This is a genomic window from Streptomyces mesophilus (assembly GCF_011044995.1).
Taxonomy (GTDB): Bacteria; Actinomycetota; Actinomycetes; order Streptomycetales; family Streptomycetaceae; genus Streptomyces; species Streptomyces mesophilus.
Window position 1 is genome coordinate 16,917 of the sequence record NZ_JAAKZW010000091.1, and the last position, 12,710, is coordinate 29,626.

Genomic DNA, 12,710 nt, shown 5'->3' on the forward strand with positions numbered 1-12,710 from the left:
ACGCTCGAAAGGCGCCCCCGTGTCCATCGGCAACTCCCCTGAAGACGACCGTCCTTCATTCCCGGAAGACGAAGACCGTCCCTCGATCGGCCGAGCCCTGCAGCTCGCCCGTATCGACGCGCGCCTCACGGTCGACGAGGTCAGCGCGGCGACCCGCGTCCGGGTTCCGATCGTGCATGCGATCGAACAGGACGACTTCTCGCGCTGCGGTGGCGACGTCTACGCACGAGGGCATATCCGCACCATCGCGCACGCCGTCGGCATCGACCCCGCCCCCCTGCTCGCCCAGTTCACCGAGGAACGCGGCGGCCGGCCCACGCCGACCCCCGCGGCCCCGCTGTTCGAGGCCGAGCGCATCCGCCCCGAGCCGCGCCGCCCCAACTGGACCGCCGCCATGGTCGCGGCGATCGTCGCGGTGATCGGCTTCGTCGGCTTCACGATGTTCAGCGACTCCGACAAGGGCACCAAGAACCCCGTCGCCGAGGGCTCGGCGACGCCCACGACCAGCAAGCCCGCCGACAAGCCGGCGCCCACGAAGCCGGCCGACCCCAAGCCGGACCCGGCCGACAGCGCGATCGCCGGTGCGCCCAAGGACAAGGTCACGGTTCTGATCAGCGCCGAAGAGGGCAAGAGCTGGATCTCCGTCAAGGGCCACGACGGCGCGACGATGTTCGACGGACTCGTGGCGGACGGCCAGACCAAGACCTTCACCGACGACGAGCGCATCGACCTCGTGCTCGGGAACGCGGGAGCCATAAAGCTCTTCGTGAACGGCAAGGAGGTCAAGGACGACTTCCAGGAGGGCCAGGTCGAGCGGCTCTCCTACACCAAGGACGACAAGGGGCCCGACCCCGAGGTCGGCTGATCCACACCCTTCGTACGCCCCGCCGGTTGCCTGCCCGGCGGGGCTTCGCGTTTGCCGGCCGGGCCCCGCGAAGGCGGCCGTCGGGCCTCGCGGCGAGGACGGGCAGGTGAACCAGATACTCTGGACGTTATGCCCGAACGCCGTACCGTCGCCCTTGTCACTCTTGGCTGCGCCCGTAACGAGGTGGACTCGGAGGAGCTCGCAGGCCGCTTGGAGGCGGACGGCTGGGAGCTCGTCGAGGACGCCTCGGACGCGGATGTCGCCGTCGTCAACACCTGCGGATTCGTCGATGCCGCCAAGAAGGACTCCGTCGACGCCCTGCTCGAGGCCAATGACCTCAAGGACCATGGCAGGACCCAGGCCGTCGTGGCCGTGGGCTGCATGGCCGAGCGGTACGGCAAGGAGCTCGCCGAGGCGCTGCCCGAAGCCGACGGTGTGCTCGGCTTCGACGACTACACCGACATCTCCAGCCGCCTGAACACCATCCTCAGCGGCGGCAACATCGAGGCGCACGCCCCGCGCGACCGGCGCAAGCTGCTGCCGATCACGCCCGCCGAGCGCCAGGCCGCCGCCGCGGGCACCGCGCTGCCCGGGCATGCGCAGGCCCCCGAGGACCTCCCGGAGGGTCTCGCGCCCGAGTCCGGTCCGCGCGCGCCCCTGCGCCGCCGTATGGGCACCTCGCCCGTCGCCTCCGTGAAGCTGGCCTCCGGCTGCGACCGGCGCTGCTCGTTCTGCGCCATCCCGTCCTTCCGCGGCTCCTTCATCTCGCGCCGTCCTTCGGACGTGCTCGGCGAGACCCGCTGGCTGGCCGAGCAGGGCGTGCAGGAGATCATGCTGGTCTCCGAGAACAACACCTCGTACGGCAAGGACCTCGGCGACATCCGTCTCCTGGAGACGCTGCTTCCCGAGCTCGCGGCCGTCGACGGCATCGAGCGGGTACGCGTCAGCTACCTCCAGCCGGCCGAGATGCGGCCCGGTCTGATCGACGTGCTGACCTCGACCGACAAGGTCGCCCCGTACTTCGACCTCTCCTTCCAGCACTCCGCGCCGAACGTGCTGCGGGCGATGCGCCGCTTCGGCGACACCGACCGCTTCCTGGAGCTGCTCGACACGATCCGCGCCAAGGCCCCCACGGCCGGTGTGCGCTCCAACTTCATCGTGGGCTTCCCCGGTGAGACCGAGGCCGACGTGGACGAGCTGGAGCGCTTCCTCACGGGTGCGCGGCTGGATGCGATCGGGGTCTTCGGATACTCCGACGAGGACGGCACCGAGGCCGCCACGTACGACAACAAGCTGGACGAGGACGTGGTCGCCCAGCGCCTCGCGCGGATCTCGCAGCTGGCCGAGGAGCTCACCCACCAGCGGGCCGACGAGCGTGTGGGCGAGAGCCTGCGGGTGCTCGTCGAGTCCGTCGACGATGAGGACGGCGCCACCGGCCGCGGTGCGCACCAGGCGCCCGAGACCGATGGACAGGTGGTGTTCACGTCGAGTCAAGGCTTGACTGTCGGTCGTATGGTCGAGGCAAAGGTCGTCGGCACGGAGGGCGTCGACCTGGTCGTGGAGTGTCTTGAGGAGGCAGGCAGATGACGGGAGTCCCGGCATCCGCGGGCGGGGCCGGCGGGAAGCCGGTGCCCGGCGGCAAGCTGGGCGCTGCTGCCGTCAATCAGGCCAGCCTCTGGAACATCGCCAACATCCTGACCATGATCCGGCTCCTTCTCGTGCCGGGTTTCGTCATGCTGATGCTGGCGGACGGCGGGTATGACCCCGCCTGGCGCTCGCTGGCCTGGGCGGCCTTCGCGATCGCCATGATCACGGACCTGTTCGACGGGCATCTGGCCCGTACGTACAACCTCGTCACCGACTTCGGGAAGATCGCCGATCCCATCGCCGACAAGGCGATCATGGGCGCCGCGCTGATCTGCCTCTCCTACCTCGGCGATCTGCCGTGGTGGGTGACCGGTGTGATCCTCGGCCGTGAACTGGGCATCACGCTGCTTCGTTTCATCGTCATCCGGTACGGGGTGATCCCGGCCAGCCGTGGCGGCAAGCTGAAGACGCTGGCGCAGGGCATAGCGGTAGGCATGTACGTGCTGGCGCTCACCGGGCCGCTGGCCACGCTGCGGTTCTGGGTGATGGCCATAGCGGTGGTGCTCACCGTCGGGACCGGCCTGGACTATGTGCGCCAGGCCGTCGTGCTGCGGCGCCAGGGGCTCGCGAAGGAGCGGGCCGAGGCGCTGGAGGGGTCGTGACCTCCGAGGAAGCGGCCGCCCTGGTCCAGCCGGCCGGGGAAGAGGCTGCCCTCGTCCAGCGCCTTCTCGTCTCACGAGGTGAAACGCTGGCCGTCGCGGAGTCGCTGACCGGAGGTATGGTCGCGGCAGAGCTCACGGCCGTGCCGGGCGCCTCCAAGGTGCTGCGCGGCTCCGTCACCGCGTATGCCACCGAGATCAAGCACTCGGTGCTCGGCGTCGACGGTTCGCTTCTTGCCGGGCGCGGCGCGGTCGATCCCGAGGTCGCACGGCAGATGGCGGTCGGTGTGCGCCGGCTGCTCGGCGCGGACTGGGGCATCGCGACCACCGGTGTCGCCGGCCCCGACCCACAGGACGGCCAGCCGGTCGGGACGGTGTACGTGGCCGTCGCCGGACCGGACGAAGAGGTCACGGAACCGGACGAACCCACCGGGCGACCAGGTCCGGAACATGGGAAAGTCGCTGCTCTGAGGTTGAACGGCGACCGTACGGAAATTCGTATGGAGAGTGTACGGAGCGTGCTCGCTCTGCTCGTGAGCGAACTGACCGGGAATGCGGGCGCACAGGATACGGAACAGAACGGGGGGAATTGATGTTTGCAGCCCTGAGTGAACACGACATCGCTCCCCGCACGGCCGCCCCGCGAGGCGGTACGGTGGGGCGTGAAGGATGCGGCTACGCGGTCCGAGGAGGGAGCCACCGATGATTCTGCTCCGTCGCCTGCTGGGTGACGTGCTGCGTCGGCAGCGCCAGCGCCAGGGCCGTACTCTGCGCGAAGTCTCCTCGTCCGCCCGAGTCTCGCTCGGCTATCTCTCCGAGGTGGAGCGGGGGCAGAAGGAGGCGTCCTCCGAGCTGCTGTCCGCCATCTGCGACGCGTTGGACGTACGGATGTCCGAGCTCATGCGCGAGGTCAGCGACGAGCTGTCGCTCGCCGAGCTGGCCGCATCGGCCGCCGCGGGTGAGACCGCGCGCGAACCGGTGGCCGCCGGAGTGCGTCCCATGCTCAATTCCGTCTCCGTGGCCGGTGTGCCGCCGGAGCGGGTCACCATCAAGGCGCCCGCCGAGGCTGTGGACGTGGTCGCCGCCTGATCGGTTTTTTCGGCTTTCCCAGAACCCCGGCGGGTTGTCCCGCCGGGGTTCTGACGTTCCCGGGTGCGCATGGAGTCTTTGGTCCCGGGTACGGGGGACTTTCGAAATGCCCACTTTTGTGGGTGCGTGCAAAGGTGGAACGAGCCGGAGTTTTTCGTTCCGAGAGGTGGCGAGGAAGCGCATGTACGTCGTGAAGAGCCCGTTGTCCGATGCGGATCTCAAGGTCGTCTCCGAGGCACTGCAAGGTGCGCTCGTGGATCTGGTGGATCTCTCCCTTGTGGCCAAGCAGATCCACTGGAACGTCGTCGGGCCCCGGTTCCGCTCCGTCCATCTGCAGCTGGACGAGGTCGTGGACACCGCGCGGCTGCACTCCGACACGGTGGCCGAGCGCGCCTCGACTCTCGGCGTCTCGCCCGACGGGCGCGCCGCGACGGTGGCGGGGACCAGCGGCATCGGCGCGGTGCCCGAGGGCTGGGTCAAGGACGTCGACGCCGTACGGGCGCTGGTGGACGCGCTCGGTGCGGTGATCACGCGGATGCGTGAGCGGGTGAACGCGACGGGGGAGGCGGATCCGGTGAGCCAGGACATCTTCATCGGGATCACGGCGGACCTGGAGAAGCACCACTGGATGTTCCAGGCGGAGAACGGCTGACAGCCGGCCGCGGCGGTTCGTCCGCCGGTCCGCGTGCCCTCGTTGCCCGCGCCGTAGGGGGCCGTCCCAGGGGACGGCCCCCTACGGCGTTGTCCGCGGCCCTGGATGCGGCCCGGGCAAGGGCGGCGGAGACTGGGGCGAAGGGTGGCCAGGAGGTGAGGGCCGTGGCAGCTGGGACCGCTCGCGTGCGGCGGGTGCCCCGAGGCGTGCTGGTCGTCCTGGCGCTGGCCGGCGGTGCCGTGTGGTGGTGGGCCGTGGGGCGGCTCGTTCTCGCGTCCGGGGATGCGGGAGTCGTCGAGGCGTCCATAGCCGCCGGTGGGTGGGGGCTGAGTCTGCTGCCCGTGCATACGGTGCCGTGGGCGCGGGCCGTGGGGCCGCGGCGGGTGCGGGCCGCCTATCGGGTGCGGGCGCGGCGGCAGGCCGCGTGGAGGCGGACCGTACGGGCGCTCGCAGGACCTACCACGGCATGGCGACGCCGCCGTTGGGGCGGAGGATCTGGCCCGTGGTGAAGGAGGCCGCGTCGGATGCCAGATGCAGCACCGCGTGGGCGATCTCCTCGGGCAGGCCGACCCGGCCGAGCGGGGACATCTTCGACATCAGGGCCTCGGTGTGGGCCTGCACCTCGCTGTTGTTGTGGCGCAGGGTCATCGGGGTGCGGATCCAGCCGGGGGCGACCGCGTTGACGCGGATGCCGTGCCGGCCGATCTCGGTCGCGAGCGTCTTGGTGAGCTGGACGACGGCGGCCTTCGCGGCGCCGTAACAGAGCAGGCCCGGCCCACCGGTGTCGACCGCACCCGAGGCCATGGTGATGATGCTGCCCTTGGTGCCGTTCGCGATCATCACGCGGGCGGCTTCCTGGCAGGCGTACAAAATGCCCTTGAAGTTGATGGCCAGGACCCGGTCGAGGTCCTCGTCGGTGGTCTCGAGGACCGGGCTGCTGTGCATGACGCCGGCGACCGCGGCGAGGATGTCCGGCTGCGCCTGGACGATGGCCGCTTTCACCTGCGCGCGGTCCGTCACGTCGAGGACATGGGTGTGCGCCGTGCCGCCCTCCGCCTTGACGGCCGTCGCGGTGTCGTGGAGGCCTTCGGCGTCGCGGTCCGTGCAGTGCACGGTGGCGCCGGCGCGGGCGAGCAGCAGCGCGCTTTCGCGGCCGATGCCGCTGGCGGCTCCGGTGATGAACGCGGTGCGGCCGGTGAGGTCGTACGCCTGGATGACGGGCATGGTCGGACGGTACGGATGCTTCTGACGGTCCGTCAATTGCCTGTGCCGGATTGGTTGTACGGGGGGATCGGTTGTACAGGCGCCGCTGTCCGGGGGCGCCGCGCAGGGTCAGGGCGTGGGGCCGCTCTGGCAGCGGGGGCACCAGTACGTGGGCCGGTCGCGGCTGCCGTCGCCCTGCTGGGCCGTGCGGATCGGGGTGCGGCAGCGCAGACAGGGGCGCGGTGCGCGGCCGTAGACGTACAGGCGCTGGTCGCGGCGGTTGGTGGTGGTGCGCATCGGGCGGTCGCGGTTGGCGTCGAGCACGCGATGGGCGGCGGCGATCAGGCGCGGGGCGAGGTCGTCGGGGAGGTCGCCGACGGGGGTCCATGGGGTGACGGCCGCCATGAAGCAGAGCTCGCTCTTGTAGATGTTGCCGATGCCGGCGAGGTTGCGCTGGTCCAGGAGGGCTTCGCCGAGCTGGCGCCCGGGGTCGGCCAGGAGGTTGGCGAGGGCCTTGTCCGGGTCCCAGTCCGGGCCCAGGAGGTCGGGGCCGAGGTGGCCCACGGCCTTGTCCTCCTCGGCGGTGCGCAGGAGTTCGAGGACGGGGAGACGGTAGCCGACGGCCGTGTGCTGCTCGTTGCCGAGGATGGCGCGGATCTGGTGGGCCGCGCCGCCGGTCCAGCGTTCGGTGGCGGTGAACACCTTCCAGGAGCCGTCCATGCGGAGGTGGGAGTGGAGGGTGAGGCCGCCCTCGATACGGGTGAGGAGGTGCTTGCCGCGGGGGGTGACGTCGAGCACCTCGCGGCCGGTCAGGTCCGCGGTGGCGTACTTCGGGACCCGCAGATCGCTGCGGGTGAGCTTCCGGCCGGCCAGGGCTCGGTGGAGGCGGCCGGCTGTCTGGTGGACGGTGTCGCCTTCGGGCATGGGGTCATTGTGCGCCGTGGGGCCGGGTGGCGGGCGGGGGTGACCCCCGGCCCGCCCCGTCCGGCTACCGGCGTCTCACAAGCTGCGCGCGGTGATGTTCCCGTACGACGTCGTGGCCTGGACGGTCAGGTCAGGGGTGCCGGCCGTGTTCTTGAGGGCGTTGTTGATCCGGCCGTAGCCCGTGCCCGCGTCCAGGGTCGCGGAGGCGTCCTGGGCGGCCGTGAGGGTGATGTTGCCGTGCTCCGTGCGGAGTTCGAAGCTGCCGCGTACCGCTTCCGCGATCTCGATGTCGCCCTTCTGGGTGCTGATCCGGGCCGGGCCGCCGAGGCGGCCGACCGTGATGTCGCCGGCCTGGAGCGTGATGCGGGTGCTCTCGGTCTCGTCGAGCTTGACCGTGCCGTGCGCGCCTTCGAAGGTGACGTCGCCGAGGCGGCCCACACCCCGCAGCTCCGAACTGGCGGCCTTCGCGTCGATACGGGAGCCGGCGGGCAGCTGGACGGTCACCTCGACCGATCCGGGGTTGCCCAGGACGCGGTTCGCCTCCGCCGAGATGGTCAGGACCCCGTCGGCGAAGACGACCGAGACCTGCTCGGCAGCCTTGGTGTCGCGGCTGCTGGAGGCGTTCGCCGGCAGCACCTCGACCGTGGTGTCGGTGCGGTCGGCGGCTATGAACTGGATGCGGCCCGCGGGGATGTCCAGTACGGCTGAGATCGGGGCGGGGGTGTCGAACTTGTTCATCAGGTTCTCCCGTTGGCTCGCTCGACTGCTCATTGGTTTCTGACGGGCGAAACGCTACGTTGCGTTCGGGGCCACGGCAATGAACTTTTTCAGTCCAACTCCTGTTAGTCCAGGTGGGAGTTGGGAAATCGTTGCAATGGGTCCGAACCGAACGCAACGTCGGCGAAGGGACCATTGCAATGGCCTTACGAGAACGTGAATTTGTGACCGCGACAACGCGGCGCGACGGCTGGACGGAGGCCGGATCGCGCGCGAGCTCCTGAGGGCCTCCCGGCCCGTCAGGCCCTCAGGCGCAGCCCACGGGGAGTCGCCACGAACCCCGCGTCCTCCAGGAGGCGGCCCAGAGGGGACGTCAACGACGAAGCCCCGTTGATGCGTTCCACCGTGACCGTGCCCAGCGTCCCCGCCGCAGCCGCCGAGGCCAGGGCCTCCGCGGCGGCGAGCAGGCGCGGGTCGTCAGGCGCCGGCGCCTCCTCCGGGTTGGCGGGCCAGGCCAGCAGGGTCTTGCCGCCGCGTTCCATGTAGAGGGTCAGCTCGCCGTCCACGAGGACGACCAGGGAGCCCGCCTTGCGGCCCGGTTTGTGGCCGGCTCCGGTCGGCGGCTCGGGCCAGCTCAGCGCCGCGCCATAGGCGTTCGCGGGATCCGCTGCCGCGAGGATCACCGCCTTTCCGGTGGTGTCCTCGCCACCGCGTTCGCGGGCTGTCGCCGCGGCCCGCAGGCGGTCCACCGCACCGTCCATGGCGAACTGCGCGGCGCCCAGACCCTCCACCACGTAACCCCGGCGGGCCTGTCCGCTGTCCTCGAAGGCCGACAGGATCCGGTAGACGGCGGAGAAGCCGCCCTGCACGCCCTCCGCGGCGACCGCGCCGCGCGTGACCACGCCATGGCGGTCGAGGAGGGTACGGGCCAGTGCGTGGGCGCGGACCGTCGGGTCGGGTTCGCGGGCCGGGATCAGGGACCAGCGGCCGGCCACCGTGGGCGGGCCGGTGCGGGACACGGGCCGGGCGCCGCCGGTCAGCGCTCCGTAACGGCCGCGCGGGACCGGGCGTTTGGCGCGGTGCGCGGTGGAGCCCGCGGTGCGGCCCGAGCCGAGCAGGGCGCGCAGCGGGGCGAGTGTGTCATTGGTGAGGCGGCCCGACCAGGCCAGCTCCCAGAGGGCGTCGGCCAGTTGGGGGTCCGTGGCGTCGGGGTGCGTCGTGGCGCGTACCTGGTCGGCGATCTGACGGAAGAACAGACCGTAGCCACCCGACAGGGACGTCATGACCGACTCCTGGAGCGCGGTCGGCTCCATGGGGTGCGGGTCCGGCAGCAGCAGCGGGGCCGCGTCCGCGAGGTAGAGGGAGATCCAGCCGTCCTTGCCGGGCAGGGCGCCCGCGCCGGCCCACACCACCTCGCCGGTGGTGGTGAGTTCGTCGAGCAGGGCCGGGTGGTAGCCCTGGACGCGCGAGGGCAGGACGAGCTTCTCCAGGGCCGAGGCCGGGACCGAGGCGCCTTGCAGCTGCTCGATCGCGCGGACCAGGCCGTCCACTCCCCGTAGACCGTGGCCGCTGCCGAGGTGCTGCCACTGGGGCAGGAAGTCGGCGAGGGCCGCGGGCGGGACCGGTTCGAGCTCCTGGCGCAGAGCTGCCAGGGAGCGGCGGCGCAGCCGGCGCAGGACCGTGGCGTCGCACCACTCCTGGCCGATGCCCGCGGGGTGGAACTCACCTTGTACGACACGGCCGTTGGCGGCGAGGCGGTGCAGCGCACCTTCCGTGACCGCGATGCCCAGACCGAAGCGCGCGGCCGCCGTCGCCGAGGTGAAGGGGCCATGGGTGCGGGCATAGCGGGCGAGGAGATCGCCGAGCGGGTCCTTGACCGGTTCGGTGAAGGCCTCCGGTACGCCTACGGGGAGTGCCGTGCCGAGGGCGTCGCGCAGCCGTCCCGCGTCCTCGACGGCCGCCCAGTGGTCGGCTCCGGCGATACGGACCCGGATCGCGCGGCGGGCGGCCGTCAGCTCCTGCGCCCAGGCGGGATCGGCGCCCCGCTCGCTGAGTTCGTCGGTGGTCAGCGGTCCGAGCAGGCGCAGCAGATCGGCCACGCCCTCCGCGTCCTTGACCCGTCGGTCCTCCGTGCGCCACTGCAGCTCCTGCTCCAGCTCGGCGAGGACGTCGGCGTCAAGGAGTTCGCGCAGCTCCGCCTGGCCCAGGAGCTCGGCGAGGAGGCGGGAGTCGAGCGACAGGGCTGCCGCGCGCCGCTCGGCCAGGGGCGAGTCGCCCTCGTACAGGAACTGCGCCACGTATCCGAAGAGCAGGGAGCGGGCGAAGGGGGAGGGCTCGGGGGTGGTGACCTCGACCAGGCGGACGCGGCGGGACTCGATATCGCCCATCAGCTCGGTGAGGCCGGGCACGTCGAAGACGTCCTGGAGGCATTCGCGTACGGCTTCGAGGACGATCGGGAACGAACCGAACTCGCTGGCGACTTCCAGGAGTTGGGCCGCGCGCTGGCGCTGCTGCCACAAGGGCGTACGGCGGCCGGGGGTGCGGCGGGGCAGGAGCAGCGCGCGGGCGGCGCACTCGCGGAAGCGGGAGGCGAACAGGGCCGAGCCGCCGACCTGGTCCGTCACCAGCTGGTTGACCTCGCCCTTGTCGAAGGAGACATCGGCCGCGCCGACCGGGGCCTGCTCGGAGTCGAACTCCGTGCCGAGCTTCATCGGCTCCTGGTCGAGCAGGTCCATGCCCATCAGGTCGGCGTCCGGCAGGCGCAGCACGATGCCGTCGTCGGCGTGCATGACCTGGGCGTCCATGCCGTACTTCTCGGTGAGCTTGGCGCCGAGCGCCAGCGCCCAGGGGGCGTGCACCTGGGCGCCGAACGGGGAGTGCACGACCACGCGCCAGTCGCCGAGCTCGTCGCGGAAGCGCTCGACGACGATGGTGCGGTCGTCGGGGATATGGCCGCAGGCCTTGCGCTGCTCGTCGAGGTAGGCGAGGACATTGCTCGCCGCCCACTGGTCGAGTCCCGCGGCGGAGAGGCGAGTGCGGGCGTCGTCCGCGCTCAGGCTGCCGACCTCGCGCAGGAACGCGCCCACCGCGCGGCCGAGTTCGAGCGGGCGGCCCAGCTGGTCGCCCTTCCAGAACGGGAGCCGGCCGGGGACTCCGGGGGCGGGGGAGACCAGGACGCGGTCGCGGGTGATGTCCTCGATACGCCAGGAGCTGGTGCCGAGCGTGAAGACATCGCCGACCCGGGACTCGTAGACCATCTCCTCGTCGAGCTCGCCGACGCGGCCGCCGCCCTTCTTCGGGTCGGAGCCGGCGAGGAAGACACCGAAGAGACCGCGGTCGGGGATGGTGCCGCCGGAGGTGACGGCCAGACGCTGGGCGCCCGGGCGGCCGGTGATCGTGCCGGCCACGCGGTCCCAGACCACGCGCGGGCGCAGCTCGGCGAAGGCGTCCGAGGGGTAGCGGCCCGCGAGCATGTCGAGGACCGCGGTGAAGGCGGATTCGGGGAGGGAGGCGAAGGGGGCCGCGCGGCGGACGACGGAAAGGAGGTCGTCCACCTGCCAGGTGTCCAACGCGACCATGGCGACGAGCTGTTGGGCCAGTACGTCCAGGGGATTGGCCGGGACGCGCAGGGACTCGATGCCGCCCGTGCGCATGCGTTCGGTGACGACGGCGGCCTGGACGAGGTCGCCCCGGTACTTGGGGAAGACGACGCCGGTCGACACCGCGCCCACCTGGTGGCCCGCGCGGCCGACGCGCTGGAGTCCGGAGGCCACGGAGGGCGGGGATTCGACCTGGACGACCAGGTCGACCGCGCCCATGTCGATACCGAGCTCCAGGGAGGAGGTGGCGACGACCGCGGGCAGTCGGCCGGCCTTCAAGTCCTCTTCCACGAGGGCCCTTTGCTCCTTGGATACGGAGCCGTGGTGGGCGCGGGCGAGGATCGGTGCGGCCCCGGCCGCCGCGCCGGAACCGCCCATCAGCTCGGCCGGGGAGTGCTCCTCGGGGAGGGGCTCGCCGGTGGCCCTCTCGTACGCGATCTCGTTGAGCCGGTTGCACAGGCGCTCGGCGAGGCGGCGGGAGTTGGCGAAGACGATCGTGGAGCGGTGGGCCTGGACGAGATCGGCGATCTTCTCCTCCACATGCGGCCAGATCGACGGGCGGTCCGCCTGACCGCCGCCCGCGTCGGCGGCCGGGGAGCCGCCCAGCTCGCCCATGTCCTCGACCGGGACGACGACGCTGAGGTCGAACTCCTTGCCGGAGGGCGGCTGGACGATCTCGACGCGGCGCTGCGGCGAGAGATAGCGGGCCACCTCGTCGACGGGCCGTACCGTCGCGGAGAGTCCGATGCGGCGGGCCGGGCGCGGAAGGAGTTCGTCCAACCGCTCCAAGGAGAGGGCGAGATGGGCGCCGCGCTTGGTGCCGGCGACCGCGTGCACCTCGTCGAGGATGATCGTCTCGATGCCGGTCAGGGCCTCGCGGGTGGCCGAGGTCAGCATCAGGAACAGCGACTCGGGAGTCGTGATCAGGATGTCCGGCGGCCGGGTGCTCAGCGCACGGCGCTCGGCGGCCGGGGTGTCGCCGGAACGGATCCCCACCTTGATCTCCGGCTCGGGCAGGCCCAGACGGACGGACTCCTGGCGGATGCCGGTCAGGGGGCTGCGCAGGTTGCGCTCGACGTCGACGGCGAGGGCCTTGAGCGGCGATACGTACAGGACGCGGCAGCGCTTCTTCGTGTCCGCGGGGGGCGGGGTGCTGGCGAGCTGGTCGAGGGCGGAGAGGAAGGCGGCGAGGGTCTTGCCGGAGCCGGTGGGGGCGACGACGAGCACATCGGAGCCCTCGCCGATGGCTCCCCACGCGCCCTCCTGGGCGGAGGTGGGCGCGTCGAAGGCCCCCTGGAACCAGCTGCGGGTCGCGGGGGAGAAGGTGTCGAGGGCGCTCCGGGTCATGAGGCCATGGTGCACCTCGGGACTGACAATTTGAGGTCCGGGCGGGTTTGGCCCCGTCTGGGTAGGAG

At 71.5% G+C, this 12,710-nt stretch carries 10 protein-coding genes; 6 read left to right on the plus strand and 4 right to left on the minus strand.

Annotated features, from left to right (window positions below):
- The first annotated feature begins 19 nt into the window (after positions 1 to 19).
- The 6 genes from G6045_RS21275 (at position 20) to G6045_RS21300 (ending at position 4,852) form a co-directional block, all read left to right on the plus strand.
- The gene (locus tag G6045_RS21275) at positions 20 to 865 is read left to right on the plus strand and encodes a helix-turn-helix domain-containing protein (RefSeq protein ID WP_165333626.1); all 846 of its coding nucleotides are present in this window, start codon (positions 20 to 22) and stop codon (positions 863 to 865) included.
- Positions 866 to 994: 129 nt separating this feature from the next.
- Positions 995 to 2,452 carry a 30S ribosomal protein S12 methylthiotransferase RimO gene (gene rimO, locus G6045_RS21280; RefSeq protein WP_165333627.1) on the plus strand — a complete coding sequence of 486 codons (1,458 nt, stop codon included), beginning with the start codon at positions 995 to 997 and terminating at the stop codon, positions 2,450 to 2,452.
- Positions 2,449 to 3,114 (plus strand): CDP-diacylglycerol--glycerol-3-phosphate 3-phosphatidyltransferase, encoded by a 666-nt coding sequence (gene pgsA / locus G6045_RS21285; protein WP_165333628.1) that lies wholly within the window; start codon positions 2,449 to 2,451, stop codon positions 3,112 to 3,114. Before rimO ends, pgsA begins: the two co-directional genes overlap by 4 nt.
- Positions 3,111 to 3,704, plus strand: a complete 594-nt coding sequence (locus tag G6045_RS21290) for a CinA family protein (RefSeq protein WP_408056350.1) — start codon at positions 3,111 to 3,113, stop codon at positions 3,702 to 3,704. The genes pgsA and G6045_RS21290 overlap by 4 nt, the downstream gene beginning before the upstream one ends.
- A 109-nt stretch (positions 3,705 to 3,813) precedes the next feature.
- The gene (locus tag G6045_RS21295; RefSeq protein WP_165333629.1) at positions 3,814 to 4,200 is read left to right on the plus strand and encodes a helix-turn-helix domain-containing protein; all 387 of its coding nucleotides are present in this window, start codon (positions 3,814 to 3,816) and stop codon (positions 4,198 to 4,200) included.
- A 181-nt stretch (positions 4,201 to 4,381) separates the two neighbouring features.
- The gene (locus G6045_RS21300; protein ID WP_165333630.1) at positions 4,382 to 4,852 is read left to right on the plus strand and encodes a Dps family protein; all 471 of its coding nucleotides are present in this window, start codon (positions 4,382 to 4,384) and stop codon (positions 4,850 to 4,852) included.
- Positions 4,853 to 5,308: 456 nt separating this feature from the next.
- Here G6045_RS21300 and G6045_RS21305 read toward each other — a convergent pair whose 3' ends face one another.
- The 4 genes from G6045_RS21305 to G6045_RS21320 all read right to left on the minus strand — a co-directional run bounded on the left by G6045_RS21305 (position 5,309) and on the right by G6045_RS21320 (position 12,642).
- On the minus strand, positions 5,309 to 6,076 hold the full coding sequence (locus G6045_RS21305; RefSeq protein WP_165333631.1) for an SDR family NAD(P)-dependent oxidoreductase: 768 nt from the start codon (positions 6,074 to 6,076) through the stop codon (positions 5,309 to 5,311).
- Between the two features lie 108 nt (positions 6,077 to 6,184).
- A complete protein-coding gene (locus G6045_RS21310) occupies positions 6,185 to 6,979 on the minus strand; it encodes an Fpg/Nei family DNA glycosylase (protein ID WP_165333632.1) in 795 nt (264 codons plus the stop codon).
- A gap of 75 nt (positions 6,980 to 7,054) precedes the next feature.
- On the minus strand, positions 7,055 to 7,717 hold the full coding sequence (locus tag G6045_RS21315) for a DUF4097 family beta strand repeat-containing protein (protein ID WP_165333633.1): 663 nt from the start codon (positions 7,715 to 7,717) through the stop codon (positions 7,055 to 7,057).
- Positions 7,718 to 7,995: 278 nt separating this feature from the next.
- Positions 7,996 to 12,642 (minus strand): ATP-dependent helicase, encoded by a 4,647-nt coding sequence (locus G6045_RS21320; RefSeq protein WP_165333634.1) that lies wholly within the window; start codon positions 12,640 to 12,642, stop codon positions 7,996 to 7,998.
- Between the last annotated feature and the right edge of the window lie 68 nt (positions 12,643 to 12,710).

Excerpts from the sequence above, each read along its gene's own strand:
- rimO (WP_165333627.1), top strand. The coding sequence starts at position 995 with ATGCCCGAACGCCGTACCGTCGCCCTTGTCACTCTTGGCTGCGCCCGT.
- pgsA (WP_165333628.1), top strand. The coding sequence starts at position 2,449 with ATGACGGGAGTCCCGGCATCCGCGGGCGGGGCCGGCGGGAAGCCGGTG.
- G6045_RS21295 (WP_165333629.1), top strand. The coding sequence starts at position 3,814 with ATGATTCTGCTCCGTCGCCTGCTGGGTGACGTGCTGCGTCGGCAGCGC.
- G6045_RS21300 (WP_165333630.1), top strand. The coding sequence starts at position 4,382 with ATGTACGTCGTGAAGAGCCCGTTGTCCGATGCGGATCTCAAGGTCGTC.
- G6045_RS21305 (WP_165333631.1), bottom strand. The coding sequence starts at position 6,076 with ATGCCCGTCATCCAGGCGTACGACCTCACCGGCCGCACCGCGTTCATC.
- G6045_RS21310 (WP_165333632.1), bottom strand. The coding sequence starts at position 6,979 with ATGCCCGAAGGCGACACCGTCCACCAGACAGCCGGCCGCCTCCACCGA.
- G6045_RS21315 (WP_165333633.1), bottom strand. The coding sequence starts at position 7,717 with ATGAACAAGTTCGACACCCCCGCCCCGATCTCAGCCGTACTGGACATC.
- G6045_RS21320 (WP_165333634.1), bottom strand. The coding sequence starts at position 12,642 with ATGACCCGGAGCGCCCTCGACACCTTCTCCCCCGCGACCCGCAGCTGG.